The sequence below is a fragment of the Clostridium lentum genome, assembly GCF_014287815.1.
Classification (GTDB): Bacteria; Bacillota; Clostridia; order Clostridiales; family Clostridiaceae; genus Clostridium; species Clostridium lentum.
Window position 1 is genome coordinate 26,797 of the sequence record NZ_JACOOQ010000023.1, and the last position, 10,818, is coordinate 37,614.

The 10,818-nt window shown below is 25.7% G+C and carries 11 protein-coding genes; 1 reads left to right on the forward strand and 10 read right to left on the reverse strand.

What is annotated here, in order from left to right:
* Positions 1-16: 16 nt before the first annotated feature.
* From H8R92_RS11845 to H8R92_RS11870, 6 genes are all read right to left on the reverse strand, one after another.
* On the reverse strand, positions 17-3,133 hold the full coding sequence (locus tag H8R92_RS11845) for a pPIWI_RE_Z domain-containing protein (protein ID WP_186835570.1): 3,117 nt from the start codon (positions 3,131-3,133) through the stop codon (positions 17-19).
* A complete protein-coding gene (locus H8R92_RS11850; protein WP_186835571.1) occupies positions 3,133-4,215 on the reverse strand; it encodes a restriction endonuclease-related protein in 1,083 nt (360 codons plus the stop codon). The genes H8R92_RS11845 and H8R92_RS11850 overlap by 1 nt, the downstream gene beginning before the upstream one ends.
* A gap of 170 nt (positions 4,216-4,385) precedes the next feature.
* Positions 4,386-5,027: a CAP domain-containing protein gene (locus tag H8R92_RS11855; RefSeq protein WP_243166578.1), complete on the reverse strand. Its 642-nt coding sequence runs from the start codon at positions 5,025-5,027 to the stop codon at positions 4,386-4,388.
* Positions 5,028-5,378: 351 nt separating this feature from the next.
* Complete coding sequence (locus tag H8R92_RS11860; RefSeq protein WP_022211793.1) at positions 5,379-5,831, reverse strand: hypothetical protein; 453 nt, start codon at positions 5,829-5,831, stop codon at positions 5,379-5,381.
* Positions 5,818-6,228: a nucleotidyltransferase domain-containing protein gene (locus H8R92_RS11865; RefSeq protein ID WP_022211792.1), complete on the reverse strand. Its 411-nt coding sequence runs from the start codon at positions 6,226-6,228 to the stop codon at positions 5,818-5,820. Before H8R92_RS11865 ends, H8R92_RS11860 begins: the two co-directional genes overlap by 14 nt.
* 74 nt (positions 6,229-6,302) lie before the next feature.
* Positions 6,303-6,839 carry a hypothetical protein gene (locus tag H8R92_RS11870; RefSeq protein WP_186835573.1) on the reverse strand — a complete coding sequence of 179 codons (537 nt, stop codon included), beginning with the start codon at positions 6,837-6,839 and terminating at the stop codon, positions 6,303-6,305.
* 111 nt (positions 6,840-6,950) lie between these two features.
* Between H8R92_RS11870 and H8R92_RS11875 the strand changes: the two genes are divergently transcribed.
* Entirely contained in the window at positions 6,951-7,163 is a 213-nt protein-coding gene (locus tag H8R92_RS11875; protein ID WP_207722840.1) for a GNAT family N-acetyltransferase, read from the forward strand.
* A 75-nt stretch (positions 7,164-7,238) separates the two neighbouring features.
* Here H8R92_RS11875 and H8R92_RS11880 read toward each other — a convergent pair whose 3' ends face one another.
* The 4 genes from H8R92_RS11880 to H8R92_RS11890 form a co-directional block, all read right to left on the reverse strand.
* Positions 7,239-7,601, reverse strand: coding sequence for a hypothetical protein (locus H8R92_RS11880; protein WP_186835574.1), 363 nt, complete (start codon positions 7,599-7,601; stop codon positions 7,239-7,241).
* An 11-nt stretch (positions 7,602-7,612) separates the two neighbouring features.
* On the reverse strand, positions 7,613-7,735 hold the full coding sequence (locus H8R92_RS13380) for a hypothetical protein (protein WP_279287109.1): 123 nt from the start codon (positions 7,733-7,735) through the stop codon (positions 7,613-7,615).
* Between the two features lie 59 nt (positions 7,736-7,794).
* Positions 7,795-10,347 carry a UvrD-helicase domain-containing protein gene (locus H8R92_RS11885; protein ID WP_186835575.1) on the reverse strand — a complete coding sequence of 851 codons (2,553 nt, stop codon included), beginning with the start codon at positions 10,345-10,347 and terminating at the stop codon, positions 7,795-7,797.
* Positions 10,348-10,674: 327 nt separating this feature from the next.
* Positions 10,675-10,818 (reverse strand): IS3 family transposase (locus H8R92_RS11890; RefSeq protein ID WP_186835576.1); only part of this gene is annotated, 144 nt, incomplete at its 5' end.

Here is a 10,818-nt window from a genome sequence, read left to right on the forward strand (position 1 = left end):
TCACCCTTGCCTTGTATTATTCATCATAGTAATCATCATTTATTACATCAATATAAGTATTATTAATATCATCAATTAGATTTTTTAAAGAATTATTAAAATTTCCAAATAAACTATTTATTACTTCATCATTTAAATTTTTTTCTAATAATTCATGCCATGCATAGAATATACTATTTTTAGCATTCTGTTTTTTACTTTCCACTATTGCTTCACAATAAGCTAAATCGCAAAATACAGCCTCACAGCTATTACCATTTCTCTGCATTCTTCCAATAGCTTGTTTTATTGGTACCAACATAAACCATGACATCATTTCTCTATCTTCTTCACTAAGTTTCTTCCATTGACCTATAGATACTATATTATTATATTCAGCAAAGCATAATTTACTAAATAACTCAAGCCTTTCACTATAATCCTCATATTTTTCAGTAATTCCATCTATAATTTCATTCATTTTATAATGTAAAATTGGAATATATGATTTAAAATCCCCTGGTACCATATATGGTCTTATTAAGAAAAATGCACTGCTAAAATATGAATTATATTCTCCATCCACTGAATTTTTATTAGTTAATATATTATATCCCCTAGCAATTATTGATAAAGGTACAATACAAATATCTGCTTCTTCAGTAATTATTTCAAAATTTTCAATATTTTCTTTAGTTATTACCTTAGAAAACTCATTTTCTTCTTTACCTACAACAGCATAATTCAAATCTTTTTCCATTTGTAATACATTAGCTACAACATCACAATCGGAATAGCTATTTACTACAATTAAAATTTTCTTTTTCTTTTCTATTCTAAATTTTATATCTCTTATTATATTCTTAGTGAGATACCTTAAATTTTCTTCCTTAAATTCTAATTTAGAACCAGATATTCTTAAAAACTCTTTCTCTCTAGTAGTTGGCAGAAATTTAATGTCAATTTTCCCTTCTGGTTTATCACTTAACAATAATATATCTGGTGATTTTTTCAAATTATAATGTGCTGAACCTGGAGAATAGCTTGTTCCTGATAAACATATAACACCTGGTCCTTCTAATCCTATATCTTCTTTCATATAAGCCCAATTTTCTAATAAACTTCTTCCAACGCCAGCATATCTCATAATGTCAATTTTTATTCCATCATTATAGGTAAATTTATATCCGTAAAGAGTTCCTATACATGGTTCCTTAACAAATTGCATTAATTTCTTAGGTAACATTTGTATTCCATCAATATATTTAATTGTTCCTGTATATTTGTATTGTAATTTAGAATATTCTTTTGTAATTATTCTAATTAAGTAATCTAGCTGAACTAAAAGAATTAAAAATTCTATCTTTTCAATAAATGTTTTCCTATCTATATTTTTGCCTTGTTTATTTAAAGGTAAAGAGACTTTATTTATTTCCAACAAATTATCTATTTCTTTATATAATTTTGTTTCAGGATATCCTCCATTAGTATTGTGTATGCTCTCTATTTCATTAAATAAAAGATTTAAAGGATGATTTAATTCTATTTCTGTTATATTATCAATATTTATTAAATTTACATACTGGAATAAATAATCAATAAATTTCTCATTACCTTCTACCTTTTCCAGAATTGTTTTTACTTCATTAAATATCTCAGTTGGTGTTAAGATTTCATTCTGTATATACCTTTGTATTTTATCAAACTCTAACACTATTCTTATAATTGATGGCATTATACTATCTATTTTCGATACATTTTTACTAAAACTATATACATCTTTTTTTCTTAACTTCAAATTATTGTCAAGAATTTCATCTCTAAATTGTTTTACTTTATTTATTATATTATCATCACCATAATTCAATTTACCATGAGGCATTAATTCAGAATCCAGTGTGCTTTGCACTCCATCAGCTTCATCAACAATTATAAAATCTAATAAATCATGAAATAATTCATATATTCCTCTCTTATATGGATCAATAAAATCCTTCAATTTTCCTTTTGTCAAACTATACGGTGTAGTAACTAATACATCAGCTGAATATATAGCTCTATATCTCTTCATTTTTCCACATTTATTACTATATGGACATGTAACAGAAATATCATCCTCTTTTAACTTGTTACAAGGTACTTCATATGGACTCTCAAAATCATTAGCCAGTGCTTTTACAATGCAGCTACCTGATAAAAATTTCATTATATCATTATCATCTATATACTCTTCTTTAATAGATTTATAATAATTATCTAAATGTTTAAATTCATTACTTTCACCTATAACAGGTATAGCATTTATTCCTAATTTTCTTAGTTCAATTACTGTTGCTATTACATTTGCCACATTGTCTTCTACAATTCCCACTTTGCAACAATCATTTTTAACTGACTTAAAAACATATGTAAATTTAAAAGTTGATTTACCGGCTCCTAAAGCTCCAACTATATGAATATTTCCTTTTACTTTCAATTTATTTTTACTATTTAATATTTTTAATCTTATATTAGGTCTATATTTAAACTTTCCACCCATCTCATTAAAAATAGTGCTCCAATTAATTCTTGTATCTATTATTGTTCTAATTTTTTCTTTATATTGAGGCAATTTTTTTATAGGATCTCCTCCTATACTATAAACATCCGCACTATACTTTTTGTAGTCTAATTTATTTTGTTTTTTCAACTTACTGAAATACTCAATAATATCCTCAGCCACATTTTTTTCTGTTATATTGGTGTTAATTAATAAATATTCCAATTCATCACAATATATTTTTTCACGTTCTATCTCATATTTAACTTCATTTCTTACTAAGTATCCATTGACACTTTCACCATAAAACCTTATATCATTATTACATTTTAAATATTCAGTAATTAATTCATTCCATCTTCTTCGTTTTCCTAAATTTAAATAGTTTTCTCTTGCTGTGTATATATACTTTTTAATATCTTTTTCCTCTTCTAATGTAGCTAACTCACTAAAGTATTTAGTTAAGACACTCCATGCATCTTTTACTTTTACCTTTGTATTCAATTTACTAATTATTAATAAAACAATTTCAACTTGAATAAATTCTCTAATACTTATATTTTCTATTCCATAATAATTAAAAATCGATTTTATCTTCTTTTTAAAATTATCCATTATACCTCCTCAAATATTCTTTCTATTTCTTTATATAAATGTCTTTCGCTAATTACCATAATATCTATACTTTCATTAGCTAATAATTTTTTAAGTTCTTTTATATACCTTCCAGCATTACTTATATTATAAATAAACTCTCTATGCTCAGGAATTACTATAAAATTAATAATTCTATTATTTTTATTAATTAATTTATCTAAATTAGTATTATTAATTAAAATTTTCACTAATATTTCTGGTGTTCTAGCATCTTTTACATCTAAATTTATTAAAATATTTTTATTACCATCTTTTATTGATATATCATATTCATCTACATTTGGATATAAAATCACTTCTTTTCCACGAAATCTTTCTACACACTTTTTGTAAATCTCAAATTCACCAATACTTGACATTAGATTAAACCTATATACACCTTCGTTCAACCTTAGAATTCTATTATTAAAAATCTTCTTTTTTGCTTTTAGATTATACTTATTAATATAATAATCACATACTTTAGAGCAAGTACCATTTCTCTTATCTTCTAAATTCAATTCTTTTCCACACACTGGACATAATAAGTATTCTCCATTTATATCATTTGCATTTTCATACATTTTTTTTATCATTATATATATATCGTATCCAAAATTTCTTTTTACTTCTATTTCAAGATCTCTTAAAGATATATAATAATTATTAATTATAAATTCTTTAATTTTTTTATAAACTTCGTCTTTATCTTTTAGTGTAGATTCGCGAATATATTTCAATAATTGATACATAAGCTTTTGTCCTGCTTCCTCTACATCATCTTCAGAAGCCCTCTCTAAAAACTCTTCTGTTAAATCTAAGTATGCATCTATTGCAACTCCTTCTAATGTTCCATCATCAATATATTCTTTCATAGGAATATTACCTAGAAAATATAATAATTCCGGAATATTAGTAGGAAAGTCTTTATAGCCTTTTTCAATGAGCTTTTTAGTTAATTGCTGTAAAAGCTTATATAATTTTATTAGCTTAATCTTTTTGTCTTTTTCATTTATAGAATCTCTTATTCCATAAATCAAGTTAAAATCTTCAGTATTCATATTACCCCCAAATATTTGTACATATGTAAAAACACTGTAATAATTATATCAATTATTACAGTGTTTTTCATCAATTAAATCTTAGATATTAAATATAAAAGTGGTTAGTAACAAATACTAAATGATTTATTACTAACCACTTCACCTTAAATATATTAAAAATTTATTTTCTATCTATAAAACTCTTGAGTTGCATATACTTTATTTCCTATCTTATATACTCCTACACCTATGCTGCTGAACTTTGTTGATAATATGTTTTCTTTATGTCCTTGAGAATTCATCCAATTTGTCATAAATTGATTTGCTAATGCTGTAGGATCTGTAACACCACTTATATAAGCAATATTTTCTCCCCAAGCCTTATATGTAACTCCATCAGCTTTCATTTTTGCAGTTATATTATTACCATTTAAATCAGTATGGCTAAAATAATTATTATCTCCCATATCTTGAGATTTAATTCTAGCATATTTTTCCATAGTTGTATTATAAGTTAATGGTGCAACCCCAGCTTTAGTTCTTTCTTCATTTACCTTATTAAATATGGCTTGTTCAACTTCTGCCATGAATTTATTATTTATAGTTGCATCAGTATTATTACTAGTATTTCCTTCATTTAATAATGCATCATTACCAGTAGATGGTTTATTTTGATTATTAGTATGCCAATAATGTTTATTATATTTATATCCACTAGCTGTACTTACTGCTTTAGACTTTGAACTATTATCAATAGTTTCTGCATTAGCTTGTACACCTCCTATAAATATACTTCCTAATACTAATAATGAAATTATCTTAGATTTCATTTCCATTCCTCCTATAATTTGAGTTAATATCTTTAACTCATTTTTAGTGCTCTTGTACTTTTACGTCTTTAACAACTTGTCCACCTAATAGTAACATGAATATTTAAATTTTATAATAGTGGATTAATAGAAAACATCTTATATATATCCCTTAAATGATATATTTTCTTTATATTCCTTAAAATAACTTTTATTCTATAATTATCTTCAAATACAAAAAATCCACTAGAATTAACTTAATTCTAGCGGATCTTATACTGAAGTTTTTCTGCCCCGTTCACACCTGCAAAAATTGTATAAGTTTGCATCTTATTTACCTATTACCTTTGCTTGTTCTCTTTGTTTAATTATTTATCTATTTATTTTATACTTTAACTTTACCACTTCAGATGATGATTCTAAAAATATATCTAAATAAATAATTTCTGAGTGACAAAATTTAATTATATCTGATTCTGCAATATCTCTTTTATAATAATCATGAGTAAATCTATTTCTAAGTATTATACATTTGATTAAAAATTCACATAAATAATCATCCATTAACCCTTCTCTAGTTGCTGATTTAATTAAGTCAACACCACTTAATCTTGGATTATACCTATCATTTATAACCAAATAAGTTTCGCATATATCAATTATATATTCAGTAAAATCAGAAAAATATCCTGTCATTCCTCTTGCTATAATCTCATTTGGATCTAAACAATATAACTGAACAGCTTTTCTTATTTTAATTAAAAATTCATGTGCACTATTAAATTTTTCACTTAGACGTTCTTTTTTATATCTATAATATACCATATTTTGATTCCCAATCCTCTCTAACTAACTTAATTAAGTTTTCATTTACTCTATTAAACTTACTTATATACATTAAGTAATCATAATGTAAATCAATGTTAAAGATTAATTTATCTTTATAATCTATATAAATATCAGCAAATACTGTATCAAAACTATTAAGTCCAATAAAGGTAAAGTGTATATCATCATAATTAAAGTATTTTTGTAACACTTCCCTATATTTATTTTCTATTTCAAATTCAACATTAAAGTCATTTTTCTTTATTAAGGCTAAAATATCAATATCACTTTTTCCCTCAAACCAATATTTAGTATTATAACTTCCAAATAAAGTTAAAGATATTAAATTTTCATTATCATTTGTTATCTTTAAATTAGATAATAACTTTTCCATTTTTCACCTCATAAAATATTGACTTTAGTTAAGTATATCAAAGCTTTCTACCATTTTCAAATAAATGATATTTCTTATATATACTTAAACACTATAGTCATATTACTTAGTTTCTTATTAATCCTAAGCTTATACCTAAAATTCTTACCTTCTATAAATATTAAAGTCATTATTTGCCACAATAATACTGTGCCACCAGAATTCAATAATGATGTAAGTAAAGATTCACCTTTATAAGTTTTAATAATATACCAACAAGACAAAAGAATTGCTGCAGTAATCATATAATATCCAATTCTTATTACCCCCATAATACTTAACTTTTTTTCTCGCTCCAAAAACTCCTTATATGAATTTATTATACCTGCCTTTGACATCTCCTCTTTATTTTTGTCTCTAACTTCCAATGGCATATTTATCTCTAATTCAACATTAATATGGTTTAATTTATATGGTAGTCTAAAAATATATTCTTGAATCCATCCATCTAAATCTTCATTAATACATCTATACTCAACATCTCTATAGTCAAATTCTCTAAATAACCCTTCATAATAATCAACTTTAATTGGTATTGTACATTTAATTTTTTCCTTTAGATTATCATTCATAATTTTTCTCCTAACTTTTTATACTTTAATTTTATACTTTCCTAAGCGTTAAAAAAACAACCTTAAAGCTATGGTGTTATTGCCACAAGAAACCACTGAACACATATAGCACTGTTTTTTGTAAATGGGAAATATCATAGACAAGGAATTGGTAAGAAATTATTTAAAACTGTACTTGATAATACTACTTCTAATAAAATCACAGTAAATTCATCACCATATGCTATTCCTGTATACCATAAGTTAGGATTTTATGATACTAATAAAGAACAAATAATCAATGGTTTAAGATTTACATCAATGGAACTAAAATTATCAGACTAATTTCCTTTTAATTACTATAATAGTATATAAAAATAAATAGAAAAAGGAAGGCTTTCCTTTTTCTATTTATTTTTATTAAAATTTACTGTTAAACAGTTCAGCTCTATGTGCATATTTACTGCTAATATTCTTTGCATATCCCCAAAATTCTCCGTTACTCCACCATTTCCCTTTAGTCTCTTCACTACACTGTTTTATTATAAATCTTATAGCATTATTACATTCAAATGTTGCCTGCTTATTATTTTCATCGTCTATAATACAAAAAAACAGCTTGTCTGAATAAATTAACTTATCTAACTTCTCTCTTTTATACTTTTCATAATAATTGAACCATTTCATGTATATCAGCTCATCATCCTCATTAAATCTAAACATCACCAGTAACATAGTATAATTTTGGTCAGTTTTAAAAACTACAGCTTTTGAATTAACCATCGGAGAATTTCCTATCTTAACAATATTCTCTTTACTTGCTTTAATAAAAAATAAGGCTTTAGCTCAGATTCTACTTTTGCATCTAATAACACCATTGACCCAACTTTCAAAAATTCTAAATCTTTAAATCCCATTATATTTCTTCCTTACTAATAATTTTTTTGTTTGTACATTTAGTCTAATTTAATCTAATTTATTTAAAATTGTCAAAGTTACTTTCAAGTAAATTCAATAACTCTAACTTCTCTTCATTAGTACTAACTATATCCATCATATTAAATAAGTCTACCACATATAGTTTTTCAAATAATAAATTAATATAATAGTTACTTACTGGTCCATTTCTTTTTAAATATTTAAAAGCTTGCATAGGGTTATTCAGCTTTCCAAGATATATTTCAGCTATTCGCTTAAAATTACCTACTTTCTCAAACCTATCTATCGCTTCTTGATAAAGTCCACTTTGTAAACAGTAAATCGCACTTTTTTCCCATTCTTTCTGCTTATCAAACCTTTTTATACCATACTCTTTAATTTTTTCATAATTATCTCTCTTGCTTCTTCTTGAAAAATAGTAATTATAAACTTTTTCATAGCATCCTGCCAAATCATAACACTTAACCATATTTTCATCATCATCTATCTCTTGATATATTTCTGCTGCTTGCTCATATAAATTTTTATCCATTAGTTCTTGTGCACTAGCTATTTTTATATATCTATCTCTCTCATTTATAAGTTTATCATCTTTAACCCTTTCGAAACATTCTCGTGCTGCTTCGTAATGCTTTTTGTTAAGTAAATTGATACCTTGTAACATCCATTCTTCATCAGTGGTTTTTTCATCTAGACCAAGAATACCCGTATTTAAAAAATTTGCTTTTTTTATATTCTTATCTATATCAGGATAATTCCAAAATATATAATTATCTGTATTTTCGTATATAATACAACCTCTCATTGCCCTAGTGATTGCAACATAAATAAGACTTGAATTATATTTAACAAAATCTTTTAGTTGTTTATTCGCATTCCACCTTGTACTTCTAAAGACCTTTTTCCACTTATTCTCACTATCTTTATCGCTACTAATTAAATTCCACAAGATAACTGATTCAAATTCTAGTCCCTTTATTTCTTCTATTGTAAAAATCAACGGTGCTTGATTATATTTAAAAAGAAAAGAATCTTTCAATTCCTTCTTCTTATGTAGGTCTTTTACTATTATAGCCCTTAACGGTCCTAAATCTTTTAGCTCTTTAATAAGCTCTTCTTCATTAATATTAAGTAATTCTGGCTTATTTCCATATGGAAGTGAATCTAATGCTTGTACTTTATATTTCTTTTCTACAAATTTCTCTTGGAGCTTATTTACTTGATTAGCTAGATTTGCAATATTTCCAATACACCTATAATTCTTATTTAAAGTATAAAGTTCTGGCTTTATATTAAATTCATTATAATACTGCTGCTTTAACTTTTCCCATCTAAATCCACTATGATTTATTATTTGATGATCATCACCTGCTATTATTGTATTCTGAGGTTTTCCATTTGTAAGTAAAAATACTAATTTGAAATGTAGCTCGGTTAAATCTTGAACTTCATCACAAATAACAAATTCATATTCTTCTCTACTTTTCTTTTCACCATTTAAATATTCTTTAATCAAATCTAATTCGTCAAAATACAGATTATCTTCTAATAAACTTTCATACCATTTGTATATTTTAAATGCTTTATCTCTATTTCCATAAAAATTCGGTGCCTCTAATTTAGTAAGTTTAAGATAATCTTCCTGCGATATACTCTTTCTATTGATATCTACTTTCCATACACTCCTAATTTCTTCCCAAACCTTTAATGCTTCAAATTCTTTACTAGCACCTAATCCTCTAGAATACACTTCATATTCACGAAGAAACCTTTCCTTCGTCATAGTCTTTCTAACACCTTTTTTCAATCCATCATATAACAAATCTTCAAAAGTTCTAAATTCTGTATTTTTCTTATATTGACTTTCGTTCTCTAAACCTTTTATTAATCTATAGAATAAGTTTTTAGATTCATTTGCTAGCTTTTTATTTGAAGTAATATATAGCTTTTTCTTTTGTGGTTCCATCATAAGATTATAAAGTAATACTGTAGTCTTACCACTACCTGCAGTACCTGAAATAAGCTTAGGCAATGGCATATTTATTATCTTTTTTTGTTCTTCAGATAATTTCAATCTAAAAGCTATAGACTCCTCTTCTGTCACATCATCTTGCTCCATAAACCTATACACATCTTCCTCAGTTATTTCAAAGCATCCAATATCATCTATCATGGCTGAAATATAATTCTGTTCAGGATATTTCTTTTCATCTTCTAATAACTGTATAGCTGTAACCTCTTCCTCTTCTTGCTCTTGTATATATAATTCCTCATTATATTCATCACCAATAATTTTTTTGGCCATTCTAATAACTTTATCATGCTCTATACATACATTATGTATATACAATGGAGTGTCTGTACTTTCTTCCTTTTTACCAAGAGTAAATAAAAGTCTCTTGCCACTATCCTCTCTTGCTTCATAAATACATTTTCTCCTAGTAAAACCATGAAGCTTCTTTACTCTTGTCCCACCTCCCCACAATCCATTTATTAGCCTTTCTATACTATCTAATGCATTTATTTTTTCACGTTTGCTTACTTTATCTAAATCTTTCTTTGCATCTGGTAATAAATAATACTTATACATTTTAAATCCTCTATATTTTTTTATAATTTATTCTTATATCGTAATAATATGTGAATTCCTTTAACACTTATATCCATTTAATACATTAAAATATAAAGTTTCCTTATATAATTAAATAAAAGAGCCTCTTTCAAATTCATTTCTTGAACGAAGCTCCTATCTGAATGTACTTTTACACTTTATTACTTTATAATAATAAATCGAGTAGGAGCTAAATAATTATTTTATTTAGCGTCCTCTCACACCACCGCACGTACCGTCCGGTATACGGCGGTTCTTTAAGTTTGGTCTTATGTCAATATTTTGGACACAAAAAGTCAAACTTTTTTATGCTGCACTTCTAACTAATAATTCACATTGTTCTGGTGTCATGTAATTAATAGAAGAGTGTATCCTTTTTCTGTTATACCAACCTTCAATATATTTAAATATAGCTATATTGGCTTCTTCGAAGGTGCGATATGTATTTTT